The sequence below is a fragment of the Parasulfuritortus cantonensis genome, assembly GCF_004337445.1.
GTDB lineage: Bacteria > Pseudomonadota > Gammaproteobacteria > Burkholderiales > Thiobacillaceae > Parasulfuritortus > Parasulfuritortus cantonensis.
In genome coordinates this window covers 129,116-154,710 of the sequence record NZ_SJZB01000013.1, presented here as the reverse complement: position 1 = coordinate 154,710, position 25,595 = coordinate 129,116, and the positions used below count along the sequence as shown (strand labels likewise).

23 protein-coding genes and 1 pseudogene are annotated in these 25,595 nt (G+C 65.8%); 11 read left to right on the top strand and 13 right to left on the bottom strand.

Annotated elements, in window-relative coordinates; translation table 11 throughout:
- The first annotated feature begins 13 nt into the window (after positions 1-13).
- From nth to EZJ19_RS03665, 7 genes are read left to right on the top strand one after another with little or no spacing between them, the layout of a single operon-like run.
- Positions 14-658, top strand: coding sequence for an endonuclease III (gene nth / locus EZJ19_RS03695; protein ID WP_131444942.1), 645 nt, complete (start codon positions 14-16; stop codon positions 656-658).
- Positions 655-1,743 (top strand): FIST C-terminal domain-containing protein, encoded by a 1,089-nt coding sequence (locus EZJ19_RS03690; RefSeq protein ID WP_131444941.1) that lies wholly within the window; start codon positions 655-657, stop codon positions 1,741-1,743. The genes nth and EZJ19_RS03690 overlap by 4 nt, the downstream gene beginning before the upstream one ends.
- The gene (locus EZJ19_RS03685) at positions 1,743-2,171 is read left to right on the top strand and encodes a DUF1841 family protein (protein WP_131444940.1); all 429 of its coding nucleotides are present in this window, start codon (positions 1,743-1,745) and stop codon (positions 2,169-2,171) included. The genes EZJ19_RS03690 and EZJ19_RS03685 overlap by 1 nt, the downstream gene beginning before the upstream one ends.
- A complete protein-coding gene (locus EZJ19_RS03680) occupies positions 2,168-2,716 on the top strand; it encodes a cob(I)yrinic acid a,c-diamide adenosyltransferase (protein ID WP_131444939.1) in 549 nt (182 codons plus the stop codon). Before EZJ19_RS03685 ends, EZJ19_RS03680 begins: the two co-directional genes overlap by 4 nt.
- 38 nt (positions 2,717-2,754) lie before the next feature.
- Positions 2,755-3,900 (top strand): YjgN family protein, encoded by a 1,146-nt coding sequence (locus EZJ19_RS03675; protein ID WP_131444938.1) that lies wholly within the window; start codon positions 2,755-2,757, stop codon positions 3,898-3,900.
- Positions 3,881-4,915: a M48 family metallopeptidase gene (locus EZJ19_RS03670; protein ID WP_131444937.1), complete on the top strand. Its 1,035-nt coding sequence runs from the start codon at positions 3,881-3,883 to the stop codon at positions 4,913-4,915. Before EZJ19_RS03675 ends, EZJ19_RS03670 begins: the two co-directional genes overlap by 20 nt.
- A 60-nt stretch (positions 4,916-4,975) precedes the next feature.
- Positions 4,976-5,866 carry a class I SAM-dependent methyltransferase gene (locus EZJ19_RS03665; protein ID WP_131444936.1) on the top strand — a complete coding sequence of 297 codons (891 nt, stop codon included), beginning with the start codon at positions 4,976-4,978 and terminating at the stop codon, positions 5,864-5,866.
- Positions 5,867-6,142: 276 nt separating this feature from the next.
- Here the strand turns inward: EZJ19_RS03665 and EZJ19_RS03660 are convergent, their stop codons facing one another.
- Both EZJ19_RS03660 and EZJ19_RS03655 read right to left on the bottom strand, forming a co-directional pair.
- Entirely contained in the window at positions 6,143-6,625 is a 483-nt protein-coding gene (locus EZJ19_RS03660) for a L,D-transpeptidase family protein (protein ID WP_131444935.1), read from the bottom strand.
- A gap of 83 nt (positions 6,626-6,708) precedes the next feature.
- The gene (locus EZJ19_RS03655; RefSeq protein WP_131444934.1) at positions 6,709-6,960 is read right to left on the bottom strand and encodes a DUF2442 domain-containing protein; all 252 of its coding nucleotides are present in this window, start codon (positions 6,958-6,960) and stop codon (positions 6,709-6,711) included.
- A 128-nt stretch (positions 6,961-7,088) separates the two neighbouring features.
- Between EZJ19_RS03655 and EZJ19_RS03650 the strand changes: the two genes are divergently transcribed.
- The 3 genes and pseudogenes from EZJ19_RS03650 to EZJ19_RS03640 form a co-directional block, all read left to right on the top strand.
- Entirely contained in the window at positions 7,089-8,069 is a 981-nt protein-coding gene (locus EZJ19_RS03650; protein WP_131444933.1) for an IS5 family transposase, read from the top strand.
- 301 nt (positions 8,070-8,370) lie between these two features.
- Complete coding sequence (locus EZJ19_RS03645) at positions 8,371-9,537, top strand: IS110 family RNA-guided transposase (RefSeq protein WP_240754636.1); 1,167 nt, start codon at positions 8,371-8,373, stop codon at positions 9,535-9,537.
- Positions 9,528-10,487: pseudogene (locus EZJ19_RS03640) on the top strand (IS481 family transposase); the annotation flags it as partial. The gene EZJ19_RS03645 and the pseudogene EZJ19_RS03640, both read left to right, overlap by 10 nt.
- Before the next feature lie 302 nt (positions 10,488-10,789).
- Here EZJ19_RS03640 and EZJ19_RS03635 read toward each other — a convergent pair.
- From EZJ19_RS03635 to EZJ19_RS03615, 5 genes are all read right to left on the bottom strand, one after another.
- Positions 10,790-11,791, bottom strand: a complete 1,002-nt coding sequence (locus tag EZJ19_RS03635) for a hypothetical protein (RefSeq protein ID WP_131444932.1) — start codon at positions 11,789-11,791, stop codon at positions 10,790-10,792.
- Positions 11,792-11,893: 102 nt separating this feature from the next.
- Entirely contained in the window at positions 11,894-12,454 is a 561-nt protein-coding gene (locus tag EZJ19_RS03630; protein WP_131444931.1) for a hypothetical protein, read from the bottom strand.
- Between the two features lie 491 nt (positions 12,455-12,945).
- The gene (locus EZJ19_RS03625) at positions 12,946-13,311 is read right to left on the bottom strand and encodes a hypothetical protein (RefSeq protein WP_131444930.1); all 366 of its coding nucleotides are present in this window, start codon (positions 13,309-13,311) and stop codon (positions 12,946-12,948) included.
- A gap of 350 nt (positions 13,312-13,661) precedes the next feature.
- On the bottom strand, positions 13,662-14,414 hold the full coding sequence (locus EZJ19_RS03620) for a 2-keto-4-pentenoate hydratase (RefSeq protein ID WP_131444929.1): 753 nt from the start codon (positions 14,412-14,414) through the stop codon (positions 13,662-13,664).
- A gap of 722 nt (positions 14,415-15,136) precedes the next feature.
- Entirely contained in the window at positions 15,137-15,391 is a 255-nt protein-coding gene (locus tag EZJ19_RS03615) for a hypothetical protein (RefSeq protein WP_131444928.1), read from the bottom strand.
- Positions 15,392-15,818: 427 nt separating this feature from the next.
- Between EZJ19_RS03615 and EZJ19_RS03610 the strand changes: the two genes are divergently transcribed.
- Positions 15,819-16,709, top strand: coding sequence for a diguanylate cyclase (locus EZJ19_RS03610; protein ID WP_131444927.1), 891 nt, complete (start codon positions 15,819-15,821; stop codon positions 16,707-16,709).
- Between the two features lie 9 nt (positions 16,710-16,718).
- Here the strand turns inward: EZJ19_RS03610 and pap are convergent, their stop codons facing one another.
- The 6 genes from pap to EZJ19_RS03580 form a co-directional block, all read right to left on the bottom strand.
- The gene (gene pap, locus EZJ19_RS03605) at positions 16,719-18,200 is read right to left on the bottom strand and encodes a polyphosphate:AMP phosphotransferase (protein ID WP_131444926.1); all 1,482 of its coding nucleotides are present in this window, start codon (positions 18,198-18,200) and stop codon (positions 16,719-16,721) included.
- Between the two features lie 112 nt (positions 18,201-18,312).
- A complete protein-coding gene (locus EZJ19_RS03600) occupies positions 18,313-18,810 on the bottom strand; it encodes a GlcG/HbpS family heme-binding protein (RefSeq protein ID WP_240754635.1) in 498 nt (165 codons plus the stop codon).
- Between the two features lie 54 nt (positions 18,811-18,864).
- Complete coding sequence (locus tag EZJ19_RS03595) at positions 18,865-21,381, bottom strand: EAL domain-containing protein (protein ID WP_165873448.1); 2,517 nt, start codon at positions 21,379-21,381, stop codon at positions 18,865-18,867.
- Positions 21,382-21,416: 35 nt separating this feature from the next.
- On the bottom strand, positions 21,417-23,936 hold the full coding sequence (locus tag EZJ19_RS03590; protein ID WP_131444923.1) for an EAL domain-containing protein: 2,520 nt from the start codon (positions 23,934-23,936) through the stop codon (positions 21,417-21,419).
- Positions 23,937-23,938: 2 nt separating this feature from the next.
- Positions 23,939-24,973 carry a cytochrome-c peroxidase gene (locus tag EZJ19_RS03585; RefSeq protein WP_131444922.1) on the bottom strand — a complete coding sequence of 345 codons (1,035 nt, stop codon included), beginning with the start codon at positions 24,971-24,973 and terminating at the stop codon, positions 23,939-23,941.
- Between the two features lie 4 nt (positions 24,974-24,977).
- Complete coding sequence (locus EZJ19_RS03580; protein WP_131444921.1) at positions 24,978-25,592, bottom strand: V-type ATP synthase subunit D; 615 nt, start codon at positions 25,590-25,592, stop codon at positions 24,978-24,980.
- Between the last annotated feature and the right edge of the window lie 3 nt (positions 25,593-25,595).

Here is a 25,595-nt window from a genome sequence, read left to right as displayed (position 1 = left end):
GGGCCGCGCCGGCATGAACAGCGCCAAGCGCCGCCAGATATTCGAGCGCTTGCGCGCCGGCAACCCGCACCCGACCACCGAGCTGGCCTACGCGACCCCCTACCAGCTCCTGGTCGCCGTCGTCCTCTCGGCCCAGGCCACCGACAAGAGCGTCAACCTGGCCACGACCACGCTGTTCCCGGCCGCCGGCACGCCGGCCGCCATGCTCGCCCTGGGCGAGGCCGGCCTGAAGGAGCACATCCGGCGCATCGGCCTCTACCAGACCAAGGCCAAGAACGTCATCGCACTGTCGCGCCTGCTCCTGGAACGCCACGACGGCGAGGTGCCGGCCGACCGGGAGGCCCTGGAGGCCCTGCCCGGGGTCGGCCGCAAGACCGCCAACGTGGTACTCAACACGGCCTTCGGCCAGCCCACCATCGCGGTCGACACGCACATCTTCCGGGTCGCCAACCGGACCGGGCTGGCGCCCGGCAAGAGCGTCCTGGCGGTCGAGGAAAGGCTGCTCCGGAACACCCCGGCGGAGTTCCGGCAGGACGCCCACCACTGGCTCATCCTGCACGGCCGCTACGTCTGCAAGGCGCGCCGGCCGGACTGCCCGGACTGCGTCATCGCCGACCTGTGCGAATACAAGGACAAGACCGCGCGGGCCACCGCATGAAGGTCGCCAGCGGGCTGGCCAAGGGCATCGTCGCCTCGCCCGACCTGGCCACCGAGGCGGTCGCCACCGCCATGGACCGGGCCGGGCTCGACATCGCGCAGGGCGTCCTCCTCTTCCTCAGCTCGGATTTCGCCAGCCAGCCGCAGGCCGCCGTCACGGCCGCCTCGCGGGCGGCGAACTGCCTGCAGGTGGCGGGCTGCACCTCGATCGGCCTGTTCACCGAGGAGGAATGGCTGCTCGACGTCCCGGCCGCCGCGGCCATGGTGTTCGGCGACGGCGCCGGCCTGCGCGCCGCCCGCGCCGAGGACGACTGGCGCCTGGCCATGGCGGCGCCCAACGCCGTCGACACCCGCTGGCTGGACCTGCCCGGCCGGCGTTTCGGCGCCGTCTCCGGGGATGCCTCCGGGCAGGGGCCCTACACGGTCTGGTCGGCCGGGCGCCTGGCGTCCGGCCGGCGCTGCGAGCTGGCCTTCGAGGGCGGCCATTTCCGGGTCGACACCTCGCGCGGCATCCAGCCGCTCACCGAGCCGCACCCGGTCGAGCGGGCGATCGGCCAGAACGTCCACCTGCTCGGCGGCCAGCCGGCCCTCGACGTCCTCGCCCGCGTGCTGCCCCTCGACGCCGGCGATTCGCGCCAGTTCCCCCTGCACCTGGTCATGGCCGGCATCCTGTACGGCGAGACCGAGAACGCCATCGCCGAGGGCCGCTACCACCTGCTGCCCATCCTGTCGACGCACACCGCCGACCGTTCGGTGGCGCTGTCCGGCCGGGTGCGCGGCGGCGACCGCCTGTTCTGGGCCATCCGCCAGCCCCTGGCGGCGGAACGCGACATGCGCCTGATGCTCGACCGCTGCATCTTCGACGCCCCGCGCGACCCGGCCTTCGGCCTGTGCTTCGCCTGCATGAGCCGCGGTCCCTATTTCTACGGCGGCGTCGACCGCGACCTCGAGGCGATCACCCGCCGCTTCCCGGGCATGCCCCTGCTCGGCTTCTACGGCAACGGCGAATTCAGCCACCTGGACGGCGGCAACCGGCTGCTCCAATATGCCACCGTCCTCGCCCTGCACTACCCGGGAGCCGCCTGATGTTCAACCCCAGCCGCGACCAGGCCCGCCAGTTCCTCTTCGAGGCCTGGCGCAAACACCGCGACCGGGCCGTCCTCACCGACCTGGAGGCGATGGCGGCCGACCATATCCTGCGCCATCCGGAGTACCACGCCCTGCTCGCCGACCCGGACGCCGGCCTGGCGCGCGACTGGCTCCCGGAACAGGGCGAGACCAACCCGTTCCTGCACCTGATGATGCACCTGTCGATCGGCGAACAGCTGTCCATCGACCAGCCCGAGGGCGTCCGCGCGCTCTACCTCAAGCTCGCCCACAAGCTCGGCGACGAGCACCGCGCCCAGCACGAGGTCATGGATTGCCTGGCCGAGATGATCTGGACCAGCCAGCGCTACGGCGCCCCGCCCGACGGCGCCGCCTACCTGGCCTGCCTGGAGGAGAAATCGAGATGAGCGACCGCCTCGACCGCATCGTCACCCGCACCGGCGACGACGGCAGCACCGGCCTGGCCGACGGCCGCCGGGTGCCGAAACACGACCCGCGCATCGAGGCGCTCGGCGCCGTGGACGAACTGAACAGCTTCGTCGGCCTGCTCGCCGCGGAAGCCCTGGACGACGACCTCGCGGCCCTGCTGGCGGCGATCCAGAACGACCTCTTCGACCTCGGCGGCGAACTCGCCCTGCCCGAGCGGCCGCAGGTCGGCGACGGCCATCTGGGCCGCATCGAGGCGGCCGTCGCCACCTTCAACGCCGAGCTGCCGCCGCTGGCCGAATTCGTCCTGCCCGGCGGTGGCCGGCCCGCCGCCCTCGCCCACGTCTGCCGTTCGGTGTGCCGGCGCGCCGAGCGCCGCCTGACCGCCCTGGCCGCGGTCGAGCTCCTGGCGACCGGGCCCGGCAAGTACCTGAACCGCCTGTCCGACCTTTTCTTCGTCCTCGCCCGTACCCTCAACCGGCGCGCCGGCCGCGCCGAACCCACCTGGCGCGGGCCGGCGCGCTGAACGCGGCCGCGCGGGACAGAACGCCGGCAATCTGATATATGGACACCTGCATCCCGCATGCCTGCGCCCGGCCGCAGACACCGGCTGAACGCAATCCGACAAAAACAGACAGGGACCTCATCGACATGGACAACCAGGCGCCGCAAACCCATTCGTTCACCTTCACCGGCCAGGGCGGGGAATATTTCCGCATCTGGATCGTCAACGTCGCCCTGACCATCGTCACCCTGGGCATCTACTCCGCCTGGGCCAAGGTGCGCCGGCTGCAATACTTCTACCGCAACACCAGCCTGGCGGGCAGCGGCTTCGACTACCACGGCGACCCGTTGGCGATCCTCAAGGGCCGCCTGATCGGCGTCGGCCTGTTCGTGGCCTACAACGTCGCCGCGCGTACCGATCCCCTCATCGGCCTGGGCGCCCTGATCCTGCTCCTGGCCGTGCTGCCCTGGCTGTTGCAGCGCTCGCTCTGCTTCAAGCTGGCCAACAGCAGCTACCGCGGCCTGCGCTTCCGCTTCGCCGGCACGACCGGCGGCGCCTACGGCGTCTTCCTGGCCTGGCCGATCCTCGGCTACATGACCCTCGGCCTGCTGTTCCCGTTCGTGCACCAGCGCATCAAGGCCTGGCAGCACGGCAACAGCCGCTACGGCACCACGCCGTTCAGCTTCACGGCCGGCGTCGGCGGCTTCTACGCGATCTACGGCAAGCTGATCCTGATGCTCGCCGTCGCCATCGGCCTGGCCATCGCGGCGGCCAGCGGCCTGGGCCTGTTCGCCCTGCTCGACAACCCCTACCTCAGCCGCGAACAGCGCGCCGGCCTGATCGGCATGCTCGCCCTCGGCTTCCTGGCCGCCTATCTGCTGGCCATGCTGTTCGTCGGACCGTGGTTCGCCGCACGCATGCAGAACCTGGTCTGGAACGGCACCGCCCTGGGGCCGCACGGCCTGCGCAGCGACGTGCGGGCGCGCGACCTGCTCGCCATCTACCTCACCAACTTCCTGGCCATCCTGCTCACGGTCGGCCTGTTCAAGCCGTTCGCCGACATCCGCCTGGCCCGCTACCGCCTGGAGCACATGGCCCTGGCGGCGCAGACCGACCTGGACGAGTTCGTCGCCGGCCAGGCCAGTGCGGTCGCCGCCACCGGCGAGGAGACCGCCGAGGTCTTCGATGTCGACATCTCGTTCTGACGCCGTCGTCGCCGCCGACTACTACGACGGCCGCAGCGCCCGCGTCCACCGTGTCGAGCTGCGCCTGGCGGGCGACCGCCTGGCGGTCAGCGGTGGGGACGTCGAGCGCATCGAGCCGCTCGCCGGCCTGCGCGTATCCGAGCCGATGGGCGCCACGCCCCGGCTGGTGAAATTCCCGGACGGCGCCCATTGCGAGGTCCGCGACCAGGCCGGCTTCGCCGCCCTGCTCGGCGCCAGCGGCCACCGCGACGGCTGGGTCGTGCACATGCAGGCACGCTGGCGCTGGGCCCTGCTCGCCATCGTCCTCTCGGTGGCGGCCGTCCTGGCCGGCTACCGCTGGGGCCTGCCGGCGGCCTCCACCTGGCTGGCCTACGAACTGCCGGAGCGGCTGGTCAACCAGGTGGGCGGCAGCACCCTGACCCTGCTCGACCGCTCCCTGTTCGCGCCCAGCAAGCTGCCGGCGGCGCGCCGGCAGGCACTGGTGGCCGAGTTCGCCGCCCTGGCCACCCCGGACGGCCGGCGGCCCGCCTATCACATCGTCTACCGCGACGGCGGCCGGGTCGGCGCCAACGCCTTCACCCTGCCCGACGGCACTATCGTGGTCACCGACCAGCTGGTCACCCTGGCCGGCAACGACCAGGAGGTGCTCGCCGTCCTGGCCCACGAGCTGGGCCACGTCGAGGGCCGGCACAGCCTGCGCATGCTGATCCAGAGCTCCATCGTCGGCCTGGTCGTCGCCTGGTACATGGGCGACGTCAGCAGCTTCGCGGCCGGTCTGCCGACCATGCTGCTGGAAGCCGGCTATTCGCGCGACCACGAGCGCGAGGCGGACGCCTACGCCGCCAACATGCTGCGCCGCAACGGCATCCCGGCGGCCCGCCTGGGCGACATGCTGGTCCGCCTGGAGGCGGCCCACCGGGACGCCGTGGCCAGCGACGGCAGCGCCCTCGACTACCTGTCGTCGCACCCGGCCAGCCGCGAACGCATCGAGGCGTTGCGCGGCGCCGCGCGCTGACGCACGCCCGACCGGCGCCGGCGCGGTAAAGTAACGCCTGTTTGAACCTCAGCCACCGCCATGCCCGCCAAGATACCCGGCACCCCCGTCCAGCTGATGCCGGAAATCCGCCCCGGCCAGTCCGTCGAACTGCTCAAGGAACTGCACATCCTGACCCGCGACGGGCGCATCAACCAGGACAGCCGGCGCAAGCTCAAGCAGGTGTATCACCTGTACCAGTTCATCGAGCCGCTCCTGCAGGACGTGCGCGGCGAGCATCCCGACCTCAGCCTGGTCGACCACGGCGCCGGCAAGTCCTACCTCGGCTTCATCCTGTACGACCTGTTCTTCAAGGGGCTCGACGGCAACCCGCACATCTACGGCATCGAGACCCGCCCGGAACTGGTCGCCCGGTCCGAGGAACTGGCCGCCCGCCTGGGCTTCGCCGGCATGTCCTTCCTGAACCTGTCGGTGGCCGAGTCGATCGCCAGCGACCGCCTGCCGGCGCGCGTCGACGTCGTCACCGCCCTGCATGCGTGCAACACCGCCACCGACGACGCCATCCGCTTCGCGCTCGCCAAGCAGGCCCGCTACATCGTCCTGGTCCCCTGCTGCCAGGCCGAGGTGGCCGCCGTCCTGCGCAAGAACAAGGGCGCGGCCGTCAAGCGCGAGGTGCTGGCCGAGATCTGGCGCCACCCCATCCACACGCGCGAGTTCGGCAGCCACCTGACCAACGTCCTGCGCTGCCTGCAATTGGAGGCGCACGGCTACCAGGTCAACGTCACCGAACTGGTCGGCTGGGAGCATTCCATGAAGAACGAGCTGATCATCGCCACCCGCAAGGGCAAGCCGATGCCCCGGCAGGCGGAACGACTGAACGAGCTGTTGGAGACGCTGGGCCTGGACGAACTGAAGGCGCGCTTCTTCACGCCGCCGAGAGGGGCCGCTCGGGACGCGGACAGGCCAACTTAGCGCTCGCCGACGCCGACGATGCCCCCGGCGCGCAGGCTCCGCGCCAGGAGAACGATCGTGCCGGCGACGCCGTGGTCGCGGGCCCAGGTGGCCAACTTTCCCAGGCCTCCCGGGAGGAGTTCCCTCCCGCGCGGTGTGGCCCCGTACCCCCCCGTACCGCCGCAACGCAGATGAGGTCGCCGCACGCACCGTTGCCGACGTACGGTTGGTACCGCACGACAACCGCGGGCCGAACCGGATGTCGGCACGGCCGACTCGACGCGCTCGCGGGAAGGCCTATGGCAGGATCTCTATCGGCGTTCCCACCTTGACCAGCGCCCAAACGACATCCATGTCCGCGTTGGAAAGCGCCACGCAACCGTTTGTCCAGTTGAGATGTTGGCTGATCGGCGAAAGCCAACCTAGACCATTTTTCTGGCCATGAATCATTACCTGCCCGCCCGGATTGACGCCACGTGCTTTCGCCGAGGCGATGTCCTTGGCGTTTGGATATGAAATGTGAATGGCTTTGTAGAAAGCGCTGTCGGCGTTCTTGTAATCGAGCGTGTATGAACCCTCTGGCGTTCGCTCATCACCTTCCTGCCTCTTGTGGCCCTTTGGGTTTGCCCCGAATACGACGTGGAACTCACGAACCACCTTTTCTTTTGCCAATAACTGCAATTTGTTGTCGGTTTTTAGTACACGGACAAGCGTGACCGTTGGCTCGGCCCAAACAGCTTGAGCCACCATGAGAAAAAGGCTCGTGAGTAGGAAACGCATCGCGTTAACGCTTAGCTTGAGGGGCGCGGAAACAAACGGCGGGGCCGGCTGTTGGAGCGTCCCACTCGAAGCGCTCGTTACACCTACTTCACCAACCTATTACGATACAAATCCTCTATAGGAAATATCATGGTGTAATCATCCCAATTCAAATTCCCATCGACAATCTCAAATTTTAGAAATTCATCTACGGATTTGTATTTTTCATAATCTGGATGATTGCTAGAGAAAATAAATGGTGCAAAGTCTACATTTTCTTTGTGCCCATCAGTAAATTCGATTTCCAGAATATGGCCTATTTTAGGATTAACGCCCTTAACCGACAGTTCTGGCATTTCTCACCCTTTGCGTGACAATTTTCGGAACAATATGTTTCTTCTTAAGGACACGCTGATTTATTCACGGCCCGAAGCCATGAAGGTTTGCGAGAATTCGAGCATTGAGGGTTGATGGGAAGAGGACGATGCAGCGCAGCTTTTCTGACCTGGAGTACGCGGCCAAGCCGAAGGTGACGCGCCGGGATCGACTGCTCGGCGAGATCGAGGCGGTAACGCCCTGGGCGGCGTTGGTAGCGGAGATCGAGCCGTTCTATCCCAAGGGAGAAGGGCGTGGACGTCCGCCAATTGGCCTGGAGCGGATGCTGCGCATGTACATCGCCCAGCAATGTTTTGGCCTGTCGGATGAGGGTGCCGAAGACGCCATCTACGACAGCCAGGCGATCCGGGGCTTCGTTCGCATCGACCTGGCGCGGGAAGCCGCACCGGACGCCACGACGTTGCTCAAGTTCCGCCGGTTGCTGGAAACCCACAAGCTGACGGCACGCATTTTCGCCACCATCAACGGCCACCTGGCTGCCAAGGGGTTGATGCTGAAGGAAGGGACGGTGGTGGATGCCACGATCATCGCCGCGCCGTCCTCGACCAAGAACCAGAGCGGCCAGCGCGATCCGGAGATGCGCCAGACCAAGAGGGGCAACCAGTGGCACTTCGGCATGAAGATGCACATTGGGGCCGATGCGGGCTTGGGCCTGGTCCATACCTTGGTCACCACGTCGGCCAACGTCAACGATGTAACACAAGGCCATGCCTTGCTGCATGGCGAAGAGCGTCTGGTCTTTGCGGATGCCGGATATCAGGGCATTGAGAAACGAGACGAGAAGCGCACTGATGCCCGTTGGCATGTAGCCATGCGGCCAGGCAAGCGCAAGGCCTTGTCGGCCACCGAGGTGGGGCGTCTGGATGAGCAGATCGAGCGGATCAAGGCGAGCATCCGCGCGAAGGTCGAACACCCTTTCCACGTTGTGAAGAACGTGCTTGGCCTGAGGAAGGTTCGGTACAAGGGACTGGCCAAGAACACGGCGCAGTTGTTCACGCTGCTTGGCTTGGCCAATCTGCTGATCGCCAAGCGGCGATTGCTCGCGTTTCACACCCAAGGTGTGTCCTGAAATGGCGAGGACCCGGAAAGTGGCCTTCTCAGAACCGCGAAACCGAGCAAATAACCCGCAGTCGGCGCGGAGTTCCGCCCTGTCTGACGCGCCATTTGAAGTTCTGGGTTTCTGCATCATGAATTCTGCCGGAAAGCTGATTTGTTCAGCGTGTCCCTAAGGGGCGACCAAGAGCCGGCGAAGCCGGCTGTTGGGCGTCCCGCTTGAGTGATGGGATGGACTCCCCCCGCCTTTTCGCGGTGTCTAAGCACCAATGATCTACCCGGGCCTGGGGATCAGATTTCGACGAAAGGAGTCCGCCATGAATGCTACTACCGTGGCCGTTGATCTGGCCAAATCCGTCTTCCAACTCGCCGTCGCCGATGCCGCCTGGAAGGTGGTCGAATCCCATCGCCTCACCCGCACCCAGTTCGAGCGCTTCTTCGACAACCGGGACGTGGACACGGTCATCATGGAGGCCTGCGGCTCCGCCCACTATTGGGGCCGGCGCCTGGCCGGCCTGGGCATTCGGGTCTTGTTGCTGCCCGCCGCCTATGTCCGCGCCTACGTGAAACGCAACAAGACCGATGCCGCCGACGCCCGCGCCCTGCTCGAAGCCGCACGCGCTTCCGACATCGTGCCGGTGCGCCTGAAGTCCGAGGAACAACAGGCCTTGCAGGGACTGCACCGCATCCGTTCCCTCTGGATGAGCACCCGAACCGCCCGCATCAACGCCCTGCGCGGCTTCTGCCGGGAATTCGGCCTTGCCATCCCGCAGGGTTCGCGCACAGGCATCGAGGCGATCAGCCGGGCGCTGGCCGATCCCCAGGTGCGCATCCCTGGCCTGATCCGGGGTTCGATGACCCTGCTCATCGAGGAAATCCGCCTGCTGGAGCAGCGCATCGCCCAACTGGAACGGGAACTGACCGAGGTGGCGCGGCACAGTCCGGCCTGCATCCATTTGCTCACCGTGCCAGGCATCGGTCTGCTGACGGCCACCGCCCTGGTGGCGGCCACCGGCGGTTCGGTGTCGCACTTCCAGGATGCCCGCCACTTCGCCTCGTGGTTCGGCCTCACGCCCAGGGAGTTCTCGTCCGGCAACAGCCGGACACTGGGCCGTATCTCGAAGAAAGGTGACCGCTACCTGCGCATGCTGCTGACCCACGGTGCCCGGGCGGTACTGCGCGCGGCCTATGTGGCCCGCCAAGCGAGCCGAAGCCTGGATGGCTTGCGCACCTGGGCGCTTGAAGTGCAGTCCCGGGCCAACCACAACAAGGCCGCCTGCGCCCTGGCCAACAAGTTGGCCCGCATCTGCTTTGCTGTGCTCCGGGATGCCGCGCCCTACGGGCAACCGGTCGGTCGGCTGAACAAGAAAATCGAACGTACCGCGTTCGCTATCTGTTGTGTCCTGGATGATTCCCTTGTCTCCCGCCGGCGTGGTTTACTGTTGGCGCGGGACATTCTCCAGGAGTTGAAGCGATGCAAGTGAGGCTGCACAAGAACGCCACCACGACCCCGAAGAGCCGGGCCATGATCCAGGCCAGCGACGAACCCATGGCGGTTCTGGCCAAGCGCTTGGGCGTCACGGTGGAGACCATCGCGCGCTGGAAACACCGCGATTCGGTCGAGGATCGCTCCCATACCGCGCATCGTCTGCAAACGACGCTCAGCGCCGAGCAGGAAGCCATCGTCCTGGTCTTGAGGAAGACCCTCGACCTGTCCCTGGACGACCTCCTGGCCGTCGTGCACGAGTTCATTCATGCCACGATCACCCGCTCCGCCCTGCATCGTATGCTCAAGCGGCATGGTGTCTCGAAGCGCGAGCCGGTCGAGGCGGGCAAGCCCAAGACCAGGCCCTTCAAGGCGTATGTCCCCGGTTTCGTCCATGTCGACGTGAAGTACCTGCCGCAGATGGCCGACGAGGACAAACGGCGCTACCTGTTCGTGGCCATCGACCGGGCCACCCGCTGGGTGTTCATCGCCGTGTATGCTGCCAAGACCGCCGCCAACGCCAAGCGCTTCCTGGCGGCCCTGGCCAAGGCCGCACCCTTCCACATCCGGACCCTGCTGACCGACAACGGCAAGGAGTTCACCGACCGCTTCATCACCGCCGGTGAGCGCACCCCGACGGGGGAACACGCCTTCGACCAACTCTGCGCGGAACTGGGTATCGAGCACCGGCTGACCCAGCCCAAGCACCCGCAAACCAACGGCATGGTCGAGCGCTTCAACGGGCGTATCGCCGATGTACTGCGCACACACCACTTCCGTTCCGGAGAGGAATTGGAGACCACGCTCTTGCGCTACGCCTGGCTGTACAACCATCATCTCCCGCAGATGGCTTTGGGTCATATCAGCCCCCTTCAGGCCATGAAGAATTGGCAGGCTTCAAACCCAGACCTCTTCCATAAACGGGTCGTCAATCGTCCGGGACATGACAGCTATCGCCGCCTAGGTTCAGCAAGGAGAAAACACCGTTTCCCACCCCGCCTTTGCTCAGAGACTGACCGCTCATCATGGCTAAAGAGGTCGCACCCACACGGACTGACGCCGATAACACTGCCGGCTCACTTGCAGCCGCTTGTAGCGATTGGCGCACCGTGGGCAGATTCCATGTCGGCACGGGTCATCAAGAACCCACTCACGATGCCGGATATACGACTGCATGCGTTTCCTCCCGGCCACCCCTATCGATCAGTTTCCTTGCCTTTGGGGGGAGTCCATATACGCCATGTTATGTTTCACAAGAAGCGTTCCAACTTGGCTGACAAAATACCTAAAACAACGGTAAATATGGCACCCACTAAGAATTTTGTTAGAACAAGCCTGCGTCTGCCGTTGAATTCGTCAATAAGATTGTTGTCGCCTCTATTGAGCTTTAGATATGAAAGAATGGGATAACTATCAATAGAATGTTCTATCAACCCCCCAGCCGCTCCTGCGGCAGCGATTGATATATAGCCACCACCAATATATATAACTATGAATTTAGCCAGCTGAACCGTGGTTTGGTTGTCGGAAAAAATGCTGTGAACGTTTTCAAAGGCGAAATAAGAAATCAGTGCGGCAACTATCAGTCTGACAGTTGAAGGAATGACGTGGCTCCATTTTTGTATGTTGCTTAGCCACTTTATTTCCGGGGTTTTCTTGCACCCTTTTACCCACTCGTCAAACGCCTCAACGAACCCTCTCGCGATAACGTAATCAGCATAATCTACATTTATTTCTGCTGTATTTATTGCTACGAAACCTACGAGCTGCCCACGCATAAATGCCGGAGCATCTTCTTCGATCTTTTTATACATTGCCACGCGCGAACTTAGCATGGCGGTTACTACATATTCTTGAGGTTTCTGAAGGCCGGCGGGAATTATTGAGAAGTTGTATTTAAGAACAATATTTAGCGATGGGCTTGCGGCGTTAGCATTGTAGGCCTTAAACCTTGCGAATGAAGTAAATTGTTCTTTTCGCTCTTTTTCGTGGAAAATTGATACGCTCTCATTACAGGCAACAATATTATGAACATCGCACAGTTGTTTTATTTTGTAATGAAGTTGCTCGACCTCTGGGTATTCTATCAATAAGTTTTCAGAGTAACGCTTTCTGATTTGTTCTGTTTTACCTGTTACTTGATGATATACATCCTGATACACCTTCACGGATACTGCCGAGCCTGATTCGCCGACTTTTACAACTTCAACCTCGGGCTTGCCATTGTCAGAATGCTCAATAACTTCGGTCATAGTTACCCCTGAAGCGTGGTTGAAGGAACATAACGTCTAGCTTGAGGGGCGCGGAAACAGGCGGCGAAGCCGGCTGTTGGAGCGTCCCACTCGAAGCGCTTGTTAGAGCACATGATCAAGATTATCTCCACGTTCAAGTGACTCAAGATAACAATCAAGGTTTGCTGACACCTTGAAAAACGCTTTCGGAATATACGGAATTAAATCCGAAAATGTTGGGGTGGCGTTATTTGGTCCACCGTGATAAGCGCGACAATGTCTAATTATTTCCTCTCTCTCCTCATTTGAGATGAGGCTTAAAGGGTCTCGGTCGTTGTAGTCATGCATGTTGGAAAGATGTATGAAGGCGCAGCCGAACTTGTAAACAGACCTACACCAACCCTCAAGGGTATTTCCAAGATCAACCATTTCTTTGTCAGTGACAGGAGCCTTTGAGTTTGCCTTTTTCCACCTGACGCCAGAAACCGATGCCTCAATGAGCTCAGTTCTTCTTGGCTCTTCCTGGGCAAGGAGGTAGACGACTCTCACCGTTGAGTCAAGTTCTTGGCGTAGCACGGCGATCATTTGTCCGGCTGCGCCCATACGCGCGAGAACCTTCATAACGCGCTCATTCTCAGCAGAGCGGTTGCGAACTTGTCTGGCGAAAATCGAGAGTGCGTCCACGTGCTCTAACGTGCCAGCTAAGGGGCGCCTGCCGGCTTGCCGGCAGGCGTCCCGCTTGAGCGGAATGTTAGGGCTGAGACGCCCGGGCAGAGTGCGGACGCCTGCACCCCAACACAACCACGCTCGCCAAGGCCACCGACCTTGGGAGCTTCAACCTCAACTCGGTGGCCGAAGGCACGACACTTGCCTTCAACAACCTGGAACGAAGGCGCACGCCGCGCGGCGCACTCGGCTTTCACTCGGGCCACTTTTGTTCGCCCGCGCGGCACCTTTGAAGATTCAGTCACCGCCACGAAGGCCACCGACGCCCGACTGCCCGAACGAGGGCTTGCAACGGCGAAACAGGGCAATGTCGTTTGCATTTTGATTCGGCCTCCCGGTTTCTCTACTCGCGCTCCGCTCTAACGTCGAAGTTCAGGGGAGAGCGGAAGCGGGCGAAGCCCGCTGTAGCGAATCCCCTGGAACGTAATGTTGGGCGTGGCCATGAGCAACTACCTGCGCACCATTAGATAGGCCCCGCTCATGAACAAGACGAGACTTTGCGCGACCGATGCAACACCACCGATCGTGACGGGATCGGAACCAATGACGAACGTAAGGAAAGCGAGGTAGCCAGTGGAAAGCAACACAGCCAGCAGCCCGAATGAGCGGCTGAAATTATTGGAGTTTGAATTGAAGTGGAGGTCGTTTGATGTGTGGCTTTCGCTGGCATTTTGTGGATTCGTGGCAGCGAGTTTGTTTATAGCGATCTGGTATTCGATCTCTGCCTTCTTTTGTTCTGCTCTGGCCTTCGCCGCTATGGGAAACGCTGCAATGGCAGCAAGCAGCGCAATAAGGACGTGGAGGATTGATTCCATGACTAAGACGCCCAACGTAATGTATACACCACTTCCATATCTAGGAACATTTCCGAATATGGCCGTTTACGACCATATATGGGCATCTTGTATCCATATCTGGATATATCCAGATGTAGGCATTGCCATATCTGGTAGTGTCTTTGCATGCGGTGTATTCCCTTCCCCATTATTGTTTGTCCTTTTGTCCGCATTCTTGCGCCGTTGGGTTCGCCGATCAAGCGTGCTCTGTTGTTGCTGAGTACAAGGTACCCCCTGCCGGCATGCGCGGTTGTGTTCCGTCCTGCCCTGCAAAACGGTCCCCGGTCTTGCCGTACGACGTACCGACAAGACGGCGGCACACTGGACTCTTACACAAGCTCGACCACCGCCGCCCCTAAAGACTCAATCTCCACCATCAATCGCCCTGCCGGGCCGACGGGATGTGCGCCGGTCCAGGCCCCCGTGGTCACGATATCACCCTCGCAAATGCCACCCACGTGGGCGATCCACCAGGGCAGGCAGAGGAAGAGTTCTCCCAGGGGAGGACGTCCCGGCCCGCGGTCCAGTTGCCGGCCATCTGCCTCAAGCCGGACGTTGCGCGCCGCCGACCAGTCCAGCGCCCGCCAGCCCGGAATGGCCGAGCCGACGACCAGGGCACCATTGACCTGGTTGTCGGCCAGCCGCCACAGCGGCCCGGCCGCCTTGGCGTCGGCGAGACGGCTGTCGACGATTTCCATGGCGACATGGGCACTGGCCACTGCGGCCAGGATTTCCGCGCGCGAATAGGGTTCCGCCCGGGCCGGCAGGGGACGGCCGAAACGCAAGGCGACCTCGGCCTCGACGGCCAGGCCGGCGAACAGTCTCGCGGGCAGGCGCGCGGGCGAATACCCGAGACGTTCCGGCAAGACCGGGGCGGCGAATGGCTCGGCATCCGGCGCGGCCGCACCGATCTTCCAGGCGCTCGGCCGTTGCGCGCCGGCAAGCGCCCGCCAGACGGCCCGCTGCACGGCGTAGGCCTGGTTGGCGTCGGCCGGCCCGCTGTCCGGGACGGCCTCGATGCGGATATGCCGGCGATGGGCGTCCACCAGACGCGCCGCGATCAGGTCGGTTTCGTCGATCATGCGAATTTCATCCTTAGTCTGGGTGCATCCGCCAGGGCAAGTCGGCTAATACGGCCCCGCTTGCCCTATCGTTGCGCCGGCTGCAGATGATGTTGAAATTGGGGCCATTTCGCCGTTATAGCGCCAAGTTCGTTGATCCGTGCAATACGATCCCCTTCCCTTCCGCCTGCGACAAGGCCCCGAAGATCAGCGAAGCCGGCGCACGGCATTCAGGCCGACGTCGCCGAGCGGGTCGGCCGAGCGCACGTTCCATGAGTGACGGGCAAGCCGATGCGCCCGCGGAGCCAGCGAACGAACTGCCGGGAAGGTTGGGACCGGTCGCTCTGAATGCGCAATTCGTCACGCCACGAACTACCCGCCAGCGGACGCCCGCGGGAAACCGCTCGGTGCCGTTTCGGCCTTGAACCTAGCGCAAAGTCGGACCCCAGCGCGTCCCCGAAACGCCTTTCAAATGCAACGAATGCGCCGCTCAGCCTCACCCCGGCGCGGACTCGATTCGCTTGAACAACCGGCGGAGCAAATCCGGCCGGCGGACGGAAAAACGCGCACCGGCGGGCTTGCGGCGAACGACGAGACGGGTCCATGCACATACGCCTTCCGGGACGACGGCCAACCGGGCCGGACGACCGCGGCGAGGCTGCCGACGGCACCATGGCTTCGTGCCAAAGGCTGGACGCGAACTGGGCCACCGGTCCGGCACCGGCAAACCCGGCGGGGCGTGCTCAGTAGCGCCTTGGAACGCCGCCCATCTGGACGGCGGGCAGGTAGTCCAAGCAACGCCCGCGGCCATCGGGGCTCTCGACCCGAACCAGGCAGCGGACCTCGAAAGTACGTTCCTTGGTTGCCTCCAAGCGCGCGCCGAAACCAGCCAGTGGCAGTTCGCCTGCGTCGACCTGCAGCGCCAGCTCGGTGAGTTCCTCGTAGACCTGGCGAACCTCCGCTTCGTGGCCGGGATGCAAAGCGATCTCGATCGGCATCACCCTTTCCCGGGCACAGTCGAACCAGCGTGAAAACCAGTCTGCCTGCCCTGCCTGACGCTCAGTCTGGGCCTGTCTGACACACTCGTTCTTCGCGGCGCGGTAATCCTCCGCACCGTAGCGCGGCCCGCCGGTGCCACAAGCTGCCAGCCCCAACAAGCTGGCGCACAGTAACGACGCCCGGCCCGCCGCCGGCCTGACGCCGGCATACCCTCGTGATCTCATGGCCGTCGGCCCTCCCTGATCTTTATTTGTGGCGCATTATGCGACGGCCGCACACCACATGGCCGATTATTCATCGCTGTTAGGCAATCCTACTTAGACTACAGGTGTAACGGAGTCCGGCTTCAGCGGATAATCGCGCGCGCCCCTAAAGATGGCCTCTCCCAGGCCGTTATTGCGCTAGCCAGTCCGGATTTCATCAGCCATGCCGTTCCCACTCGATCGCGAAAAGACCCAGAAACTCACCGAAGAGCTGGAAAACGTCATCGCGGCGCACCTTGGCTGGTTCAAGCAGTTCAGCCGTCTCGTCGCCTGCGGCGTCGGCATCGAGGAGTTCCAGGCCTGCGACGACGCCTACCTGAAATCCCCGTTCGGCCAGTGGTACTACCGCGACAGCCCGCACCCGCTCACCGGGCATCCGCCGTTCCAGGACATGGCCGAGATCCAGCAGGCGCTGCACGCCCATGCCCGTGAGGTCGTCGACGGCCTGCGCGCGGGGCGCCGGCCGTCCGTGGAACAGCACGACGCCTGCGTCGATCTCGCCCTCAAGCTCAACAACAAGCTGCGCCACCTGCAGCTCGACGTCATCGGCGACCTGCTCACCACCGACCCGCTGACCGGCTGCTACAGCCGGCGCGGCATGATCAACCGCCTGCAGGCCGAGCAGGAACGCGCCCAGCGCATCGAACGGCCGTGCAGCCTGTGCCTGATCGACTTCGACCATTTCAAGCGCATCAACGACCAGTATGGCCATCCGGCCGGCGATACCGTGCTCAAACAGGGCATGCGCTTCGTCGGCGGCGTCCTGCGCAAGTACGACATGGTGTTCCGCTACGGCGGCGAGGAATTCCTGCTCTGCCTGCCGGCCACCCCGGCGGACGATGCCGCCCAGGTGATCGAGCGCATCCGCTCCGGCCTGGAGAAGATGCCGATCATGCTGCCCGGCCGCCACCGCCTGCACGTGACCGCCTCGTTCGGCATCGCCGAGGTCGCAGACGGCCAGCCGGTGGAGGACAGCATCGCGCGCGCCGACACGGCCCTGCTCACGGCCAAGCACAACGGCCGCAACCGGGTCGAGATCTGGCGCGGCGACTAGTCTCCGCCCCTAGAGGGCCTGCTCGATGGTCTCCACCAGGGTGCGCAGCACCTTGATGCGGGCGTAGTTCTTGTCCTCGGCCTCGACCATCGTCCAGGGCGCCAGTTCGGTGCCGGTACGCTCGATCATGTCGCTGGCGGCGCGCACGTAGTCGTCCCACTTGTCGCGGTTGCGCCAGTCCTCCTCGGTGATCTTGAAACGCTTGAAGGCGATCTGCTCGCGTTCCTTGAAGCGGCGCAACTGCTCGTCCTGGCTGATGGTGAGCCAGAACTTGGCGATGATGACGCCGGACTCGACCAGTTGCTCCTCGAAGTCGTTGATCTCCTGGTAGGCGCGCCGCCAGGCCGGCTGGCTGCAGAAGCCCTCCACCCGCTCGACCAGCACGCGGCCGTACCAGGAGCGGTCGAACACGGCCAGTTTGCCGTTGCGCGGCAGATGGCGCCAGAACCGCCACAGGTAGGGCTGGGCGCGTTCCTCCTCGGTCGGCGCGGCGATCGGGATGATGTCGTACTTGCGGGCGTCCAGGCCGGCGGTGATGCGCCGGATGGCGCCGCCCTTGCCGGCCGCGTCCATGCCTTCGAACACGGCCACCACCGAATGGTCGCGCAGCTTGCGGCTGCGGAACGCCTTGGCCAGGCGGCCCTGCCACTTCTCCAGTTCCTTGTCGTAGTCCTTCTTGCTGGCGATCTTCTTGCCCAGGTCGAGGGCGTCGAGGATGCGCAGGTTGTCGATCGGGTCCGGGAACGGGGCGCCGTGCAGGCGCCGGTGCGGCCGGTCGGGCTGGGCCAGGCGGTCCTGAATGGTGGCGAGCAGGTGCTTGGTCACGGTCAGGCTGCGGTAGTTCTCGTCGGTGCCCTCGATCACCAGCCAGGGCGCCTCGCCGGTGCTGGTCTCGCGCAAGGTGCGCTCGGACACCGAGCGGTATTCGTCGTAGTGGCCGAAGCGGTTCCAGTCGTCCTTGGTCACCCGCCAGCGCGTGCGCGGGTTCGCTTCCAGGGCCATGAGGCGCTTCTTCTGGGCGGTCTTGGAAAGATGGAACCAGAACTTGAGCAGCAGCGCGCCCTCCTCGACCAGCATGCGCTCGAAGCGCACGATGCGGGCGATGGCGGCCTCCAGGTCGTGGTCGTTGAGGCCGCCGAGGACGCGGCCGTTGATCGGGGCGTTGTACCAGGAACCGAAGAAGATGCCGGCCTTGCCCTTGGGCGGCAGGCGGCGCCAGTAGCGCCACATGGGCGGGTGCATCGCCTCCTCCTCGCTCATCGGGCCGAAGCCGTGGGTCTGGATGTGGCGCGGGTCCATCCAGGCGTTGAGGAGGTTGACGGCATCGCTCTTGCCGGCGCCGTCGACCCCGGACACGAGGATGATGACCGGGAAGTCCGGCTTGTCCATGAGGGCGTACTGGGCCTCCAGGAGACCTTCGCGGACCTTGGGCGCCTCGGCGTTGAAGGTCTTCTTGTCGATCTTGTGACCGAGTTCGGCGGCTTCGAACATGATGTAGGCCTTTCTTATTCGAGCGGGTCGGGCGGTCCCGGCCCGGCCGGGCCGGAACTGCCTAACTCATACTAGTCGCTAAGGCGCGCCCGGGCGACCGCCGGCCCGCGCCTCAGGGCCCGGCCATCTCCAGGTCCATGCGCACGGCGTCGAGGCCGGCCTTGGCGCAGGCCTCGTCCTGCTCCCCGGTCGCGGCGCCGGAGACGCCGACCGCGCCGACGATGTTGCCGGCCGCCTCGATCGGCACGCCGCCGGCCGAGAACACCAGGCCGTCCACCTTGCCGACCGAGAACGGCTTGGTGAAGCGGTCCTCCAGGCTGGACAAGGGGGCGTTGAAGTTCACCGCCGTGTAGGCCTTCTGGCGGCTGATCTCGATGCTCACCCGGGGCGCCAGGGTGTCGCGCATGAAGACCATGGGGTCGCCGCTGCGGTCGACCACGGTGACGCCGATCTGGATGCCCTGGGCCCGGCAGGCGGCGATGGCGGCCTGGGCGATCTTCTCCGACGCCTCGACGGTCAGGCGCGGAATCTTGACGATCACCGGCAGTTCGGCGGCCGCCGCGGCGGCCGGCAACAGGGACAGGATCAGGGCGAGTGCGCTGCGCTGCATGTTCATCTCCTCTCGGTCGAAATCGTTGGCTGGCGCGGACGGGGCCGTGCCGATTCAGCCGGCGGCGGCGCGCGCGGTCTCGCCCCTGCGGGCGAACCGCGCCGCCACCGCCTCGGCCGGCATGGGCCGGCCGTAATGGTAACCCTGGGCCTGGTCGCAGCCCTCGCGCGCCAGCCAGGCGCCCTGCTCGGCGGTCTCCACGCCCTCCGCGATCACGGTCAGCTTGAGACTGTGGGCCATCTGGATGATGGCGCGCACGATGGAGCCGTCGTCGTCGTCGGCGATCATGTCGCGCACGAAGGACTGGTCGATCTTCAGGCGCGTCACCGGCAGGCGCTTCAGGTAGCTGAGCGAGGAGTAGCCGGTGCCGAAGTCGTCGATCGACATCTGCACGCCGAGGGCGCGGATGCGGTCCATGGCCGCGCGCACCGCCTCGGTGTCGTGCAGCAGCATGGTCTCGGTCAATTCCAGCTCCAGGAGGCCCGGTTCCAGGCCGGTCTCGTCGAGGACCTCGGCCACGGTCGCGACCAGGCTGCCGCGTCGGAACTGCAGGGCCGACAGGTTGACCCCCACCGGTATGGCGAGGCCCAGCTCGTCGCGCCAGGCGCGCGCCTGCCGGCAGGCCTCGCGCAGGACCCAGGTGCCGATCGGCATGATCAGGCCGCTCTCCTCGGCGACCGGGACGAAGCGGCCCGGCGCCACCATGCCGAGTTCCTTGCTCTGCCAGCGCAGCAGCGCCTCGACACCGAGCAGGCGGCCACTCTTGAGGTCGACCTGGGGCTGGTAATGGAGCAGGAACTCGCTCTCGTCGAGGGCATGGCGCAAGCGGTTCTGCATCTGCAGGCGCTCGAAGGCGTGCCGGTTCATCTCCTCGGTGAAGAAACGATAGGTGGCGCGACCGAACTCCTTGGCCGAATACATGGCCATGTCGGCGCGCTTGAGCAGGGTGTCGAACTCGGCGCCGTCGTCCGGGTAGACGCTGATGCCGATGCTCGCCGAGGTGTGCAGTTCATGACCGTCGACCACGAACGGCCGGGCCAGGTCCTCGAGTATGTGCTGGGCCACGGCGTCGGCGCCGTTCTCGTCCGGCAGCGCGGTCAGGATGACCAGGAACTCGTCGCCGCCCTGGCGGCTGATGGTGTCGCTGCCGCGCACCGCCTCCGCCAGGCGGCCGACGACCTGCTGCAGGAGATGGTCGCCGGCCTGGTGGCCGAGGGTGTCGTTGATGGTCTTGAAGTTGTCCAGGTCGAGGAACAGCAGCGCCACCTTGCGGCCCTCGCGCGCCGCCATGGTGACCGCCTGCTCGAAGCGGTCGCGCGCCAGGATGCGGTTGGGCAGCCGGGTCAGGGCGTCGTGGTGGGCCATGAACTCGACCTGCTGGCGGGCCAGGCGCAGGTCGGTGACGTCCTGCACGGTGCCGACCGCGAAGAGCGGACGGCCGTCCGGGTCGAAGCTCAGCTCGGCGCGTTCCTGCACCCAGCGCACCTCGCCGTCGACCAGGATGCGGTGCTCGACGTCGAACGGCTCGCCGTGCAGGGCGCCGTCCCAGGCCACCAGGACGGGCTCGCGGTCGTCCGGGAGGATGCGCCGGATCAGGTCGTCCAGGGTCATCGGCATATCGGGCTCGACGCCGAACATGCGGTAGGTCTCGGCCGACCATTCCAGGCGACCGGCCTGGATGTTCAGGTACCAGCTGCCGGTGCGCGCCACCGCCTGGGCACGGTTGAGGTTCTCCTCGCTGCGCAGCAGGGCCTCCTGGGAGGCGACCAGGTTGCGCCAGGCGTCCTCGACCAGGGTGAAGCCGATCTGCTCCAGGAGCCGGTGCTGGGTCAGCATGCCGATGATCGCGCCCGTTTCGTCGACCACGGCGAGGTGGCGCAGATGGTGGTCGAACATGCGGCCGGCCGCCTCGGTGAAGCTGGCCCGGCGGTCGACCACCTGGACCGGGCCGTGCATCACGGTCCGCATCGGCAGTTCGGTCGCCGGGGTGGCCCGGGACAGCAGCGACGGCATGTCGCGCTCGGTGACGATGCCGAGCGGGTGGCGCCCGGCATCCACCACGAGGACGTAGGAGGCGCCCTTGTGGACCATCAGCTTGAGGCCCTCGTCCAGGCTGGCGTCCTCGGTCAGGAGCGGCATCTCGCGCTCCATGATGGCGGTCAGGTTGTCGAGCTGGCGCAGCAGGCGCAGGCCCAGGTGGCTGCGGAAGTCGGTCTCGCTGACCATGCCGACGACCTCGCCGGCCGCGCCGGTGACCACCAGGTGGCGGACGTGCCGGCTCATGGCCAGGGTATAGGCGCTGGCGAAGTCGAGATCGGCGGAAGCGGTCAGCACCGGCGCGCTCATGAGCCGGGACACCGGGGTGTCGGCGGCGACCCGGTCGTGCATGAAGCGGACCACGTCGTGTTCGGTCAGGATGCCGGCCAGGTGGCCTTCCGACAGCACCAGCAACGAGGAAATCCGGCCGTCCGCCATCTGCCGGGCCGCCTCCGACAACAGGCAGTCGGGCGCCACGTGGCGGATTTCCCGGCTCATGATGTCGATGACTTTGAGTTCGCTGATGGAGGTCATTCCGGACACGGCCGTCATAAATCAGTAAGAATACCCTATCCGGTCGGGGACGCCAGCCTGTGGTCGAGTTCGTCGGCGGGCATCGGATAGCCCAGCAGGTAGCCCTGCAGGAGGATGTCTTCGCCGCCGAAGGCGACCAGCTCGTCGTACTGGTCGTGGCTCTCCACCCCCTCGGCGACCATGGCCAGGCCGAGGCTGCGCGCCATGCCGACGATGGCGTGCACCACCGCGCTGTCGTTGCCGTCGTTGCCGAGGCCGTCGACGAAGGACTTGTCGATCTTCAGGACGTCCAGCTCGAAGCGCTTCAGGTAGGCGAGCGAGGAATAGCCGGTACCGAAGTCGTCGATCGCCAGCATGCAGCCGAGTGCCTTGAGCGAGGCCAGGGTCTCGAGGCTGCTCTGGACCTCCTCCATGAGCATGCTCTCGGTGATCTCCAGTTCCAGGGCCGTGGCCGGGAAGCCGGTCTCGGCCAGGATGTCGGCGACCCGGGCGACCAGGTCGGCCTGGCGGAACTGGGCCACCGACAGGTTGACGGCGACCCGGAACTCGGGCGCCGGGCCGTTGCGCCAGCGTTGGCCCTGGCGGCAGGCCTCGCGCAGCACCCACTCGCCGATCTCGACGATCAGGCCGCTGCGCTCGGCGATCGGGATGAAGCGCACCGGCGGCACCATGCCGAAGCGCGGCGAGTTCCAGCGCAGCAGGGCCTCGGCCCCCGCCACGCTGCCGTCGGCCCGGCATTGCGGCTGGAAGTGCACCGCCAGCTCGCCGCGCGCCAGGGCATGGCGCAGATGGCTCTCGAGCTGCAGGCGTTCCATGGCGCCGGCACCCATGTCCTCGGTGTAGAACTGGAACCGGTTGGTGCCGGATTCCTTGGCCCGGAACATGGCGGCGTCGGCGTTGCGCATGAGCTGGTCGCAGTTGGCGGCGTCCTCCGGGAAGAAGGTGATCCCGATGCTGACCCCGCACACCAGGTCGTAGCCGCTCAGGTGGTAAGGCTGGCCGATCGCCCGGATCAGCTTGCCGGCCAGGCGGGCGGCATCCTCGGCGCTGATGGCATCCGGAATCAGGACGGCGAACTCGTCGCCGCCCAGGCGGGCCGAGGTGTCGGTCTCGCGCAGCGACGCCCGGATGCGCAGCGCCACCTGACAGAGCAGTTCGTCGCCGACGGCGTGCCCCAGGCTGTCGTTGACGCCCTTGAAGTTGTCCAGGTCGAGCATGAAGAAGGCCACCGCCTTTTCCTGCCGGCGCGCCTGGGCCAGGGCCTGATCGACCCGGTCCTGCAGCAGGGTGCGGTTGGGCAGGCCGGTAAGGGCGTCGTAGTAGGCCAGCCGCTCCAGCTGGCGGCGCGCCTCGTGGATCTCGCTCATGTCCTGGAAGGCCAGCACCACGGCCTGGCGGTCGCCGTCGTTGAACGTCGCGGCGTGCAGCAGGACCGGGATGACGGCGCCGTCGCGGCGCCTGAAGTGGACCTCGCCGACGAAACTGCGCCCCTGCAGGGTGGTCGCCATGGCCCGGCAGTCCTGGCACAGCACCCGCTCGCCGTCCTTGCCGACGTGGACCGAATCGTGCAGGTGCACTCCGGCCAGGCCACCCGTCTCGTAGCCCAGCAAGGTCTCGGCATGCGGGTTGGCGAAGGTCAAACGGTCGTCGCCACCGGCGACGACCACGCCGACCCCGACGTTGTCGGTCAGGCTCTGCAGGAAGCGGCGCTGCCCGGCCACTTGGCGCACGTTGTCCAGGTAGCGCGCGGCCAGCACGGCGAAGGCGACGAACAGGCCGGTGGCCAGGAAGACCAGGATGACGCGGTAGAAACCGGCACGCCGGGACTCGGCATCGTAGACCTGGCGCAGGTGGGCGTCGATGGCCTCCAGCTTGCGCCGGCTGCCCGAGTCGAGCAGGTTGCGGGTGGTGCGGTCCAGCTGCGGCAGCGTCTCGACCAGCAGGTGGACGTGGCGCATCAGGCGTTCGGTGGTCGCGCGCGTGCGTTCATCCAGCCCCGCGCGCAGGGCATCGACCTCGGCCAGGGCCGCCTCCGCCTCGGCATGCAGGCTGGCGTCGTTGCCGAGCGACATCAGCACCACCGTGTTGGCGAGCTGGTTGAGGGCGCGGTGCAGCGCGCGGCCGGCCCGATCGCGCGGCACGGCGTCGACCACGCGCACCGACTCGGACTGCAGGTAGCGCAGGGAATTGCGCACCACCGCGTTCTGGTACTTGAACGACTCCCCCAGGTCGATCTCCCGGCGCACGATGCGGCCGTATTCGTCGACCTCGGTGGCGGCGTCCTGGCCGTCGGCCTGGCTGACTAGGACGCGCAGGTGGCCGTCGATCACCTGGAAGTAGTGGTTGAGCAGGTCGTAGTTGCTGTCCAGGCCATAGCGCAGGCGCACGACGGCGACCTTCATGGCGTTTTCCTGGTTGAGCAGGATGGGCACCTGGGCCTGCATGGCCCGCAGGCTGCCGTCGCGCTGGCTGGACAACAGCGCGAGCATGACCAGCAGGCCCAGCCCGATGGCCCAGCCCAGCCAGACCCGATAGCGCCGGAAACGCCGGGTCACGGTCACGATCCGCCACCCCGCGGCGTACCGGTCAGGCTGCGCAGGAAGGCCACCAGCGTCGCCCGGTCGGCGGCCTCCAGGTCGAGACCCAGCTGCAGCTTGGCCATGAGTTGCACCGCCTCGTCCAGCGTGCCGATGCGGCCGTCGTGGAAATACGGGGCCGTCTCGGCGACGTTGCGCAGGCTGGGCACCTTGAACTTGTAGCGGTCGGCCTCGCGCCCGGTCTGGTTGTAGAGGCCGTAGTCCGCCTGGCTCACCACCCGGCCGCCGAAGTAGTCGCCCATGGCGCCCAGGGTGGCGTACATGTTGCCGCCCAGGTTGACGCCCTGGTGGCAGGCGATGCAGCCGAGGTCGCGGAAGCGCTGCCAGCCCTGCTTGGCGGGCCCGTCGAGGGCGTCGAGCTCGCCGCGCAGGTAACGGTCGAACGGCGAGTCCGGGGTGATCAGGCCGCGTTCGAAGGTGGCGATGGCGCTCCTGACCGCGGCCTCGTCCAGTTCGCGGCCGTAGGCGCGCCGGGCCAGCTCCTGCAAGGTGGCGTCCGCGCGCAACTTGGCCAATACCTGCGGCCAGTGCGAGGCCATCTCGACCGGGTTCTCGACCGGGCCGCCGACCTGGTCCTCCAGGGTGGCGGCACGGCCGTCCCAGAACTGGCGGAAGTTGAAACCGCTGTTGTAGACGGTCGGGGCATTGACTGCGCCCGCCTGGCCGCGCACCCCGAGCGAGACCCGGCGGCCGTCGACGCCGTACTGGTCGACGGCATGGCAGCTGGCGCAGGACACGGTGTCGTCGCTCGACAGGCGGACGTCGTGGAACAGCCGGCGGCCCAGTTCCACCTGGTTGGCATCGAGGCTGACGCTGCGCGGCAGGGGTTGCACGGGGCTGAGGTCGACGATCGTCGCCACCGGTACCGGCTCGGGTACGCCGGCCTCGCCGGCCGCCGGCCGGTGGTACCACCACCAGGCGCCGCCGACGCCGGCTGCCGCCCCGGCCAGGGTGAGGATGAGCGCCCCACGCGCCCTCATGGTCAAGCCAGCCATGCCGCTATCCCATCTCCGCCAGTTTCTTCACCTGGAACAATGTGTTGCGCTCGTCCTCCTCCAGCATAGCGCGGATGTAACGGACCGTCGCGTGGTAGCGCGGGATGATGTTGTGGCGCAGGGCGTTCACCCGCATGCGGGTCTTGCGGCTGGCCGCGAGCAGGCGCCAGAGGGCGTTCTCCGCCTCGCCCAGGCGCGCCAGGGTGAGGGTCAGGCGCTGCAGGCGCAGGCGGGTCTCGTCGAAGGACGGATCGGTCCACATGAGGCCGACCGGCTGCAGGGGCAGCGGCTCGACGGTGACGCTGGGATATTCGACCCCGACGCTGGAACGCGCCAGGATGCGGATGGCCACCACGGGCTGCAGGCCGACCGCGGCCTGGCGCAGCATCTGGCCGCCCATGCGCATGTGCACGATGCCCAGCCAACGGTAGGCCTCGGCCAGTTCGGCGGCGGTCTGGGCGCGCAGTTCGCGGTACTGGCCCAGGCGGTCGTAGACCAGGCGGGTGAGCAGGTCGCGCTTCTTCTCCAGCATGGTCTGGCCCTGCTCCAGGAAGCGCGCCTGGCGGCTGACGCGCAGCAGCGAGCTCTTGGTCGGGGGGACGTGCAGGCGCGCCTTCATGGC